Origin of the sequence: Baia soyae (genome assembly GCF_004341445.1) — a bacterium.
Lineage (GTDB): Bacteria > Bacillota > Bacilli > Thermoactinomycetales > Thermoactinomycetaceae > Baia > Baia soyae.
On the sequence record NZ_SLXV01000091.1, the window covers coordinates 1 to 1,043 of the forward strand.

Genomic DNA, 1,043 nt, shown 5'->3' on the forward strand with positions numbered 1-1,043 from the left:
TGGACCTCAGGGACCTACGGGACCAAGTGGACCTTCGGGGGATATCGGACCTCAAGGACCAACGGGACCAAGTGGACCTTCGGGGGATATTGGACCTCAGGGACCTACGGGACCAAGTGGACCTACGGGCGCTTTTTTGAATTCAGCTTTATTTTTGGCCCGAATGACACAACAGACAGTAGTAGGAGGTGGTACTAATCCTATTATATTTGATGCGCCATATGCAAGTATTGGATCAGATATCACTTATAATTCAGTTACAGGTCAACTGAGTCTAACCGCCGGAACTTATTTAGTCGAGTACAATGCAAATATACTAGGTATCACTGGGACAACTACGCAAGTACCTCAGTTGGGACTGCGTGAAGCCGGCAATTTATTTGGATTTAACAGGACAGCAGTCCCATCTCTTTCTACAACAGAAGTTTTCTCAATATCTGCAGGAGCTATCATCAGTGTTCCAGCTACTGCACTTTCATTAGCAAACTCGACTTTGTCGGCGGGTCCAGGAAATTTTAATATAGTTGTAACAGCTCCATCTACTCCAGCGGCTACGCTACGTATAATGAAAATTGGTTAGTGAGCTCAAAATACCGTTCATATAACGAGGTATCTATTCCAATGAGTTGTTTTCCCGAGACAAGAGAGCACATTGTTGATGCCATTAATGATGGGTACTCATCTGTGTGTACTATTGATCGCGCAGGCGCAATCGAAAGCAGAGAGGAGTCTTTAAAAGGGATTCCTACACGAAAAGGTTATGATCGAGTTGAATGGCACTTTAGGACAAATCTGATGTATCTTTTCAGGCCGTCTAGTACAGATGCTAATGGATAGCTTCGTTTGAGACTAGATCCTAGTCTGTATAGATTTGACTTCCTAACTAATTCCGAGAAGAATGGATGAGAAAAAAGAAGTCAGCAAAGAAATTCCCAGTTTAGATTTATTTTAATCGAGTAGGAGGGGGTGATTAACCCCCGACCTCTCACACCACCTAGCATGCGGTTCCGCACTAGGCGGTTCACTTAAGTCTGACGAATCCA

General features: G+C 44.2%; 2 pseudogenes. Both read left to right on the forward strand.

Annotation, left to right across the window (positions count from 1 at the left end):
- A pseudogene (locus tag EDD57_RS14575) lies at window positions 1-580 on the forward strand (collagen-like protein); the annotation flags it as partial.
- 38 nt (window positions 581-618) lie between these two features.
- A pseudogene (locus tag EDD57_RS15280) lies at window positions 619-777 on the forward strand (sporulation protein); the annotation flags it as partial.
- Between the last annotated feature and the right edge of the window lie 266 nt (window positions 778-1,043).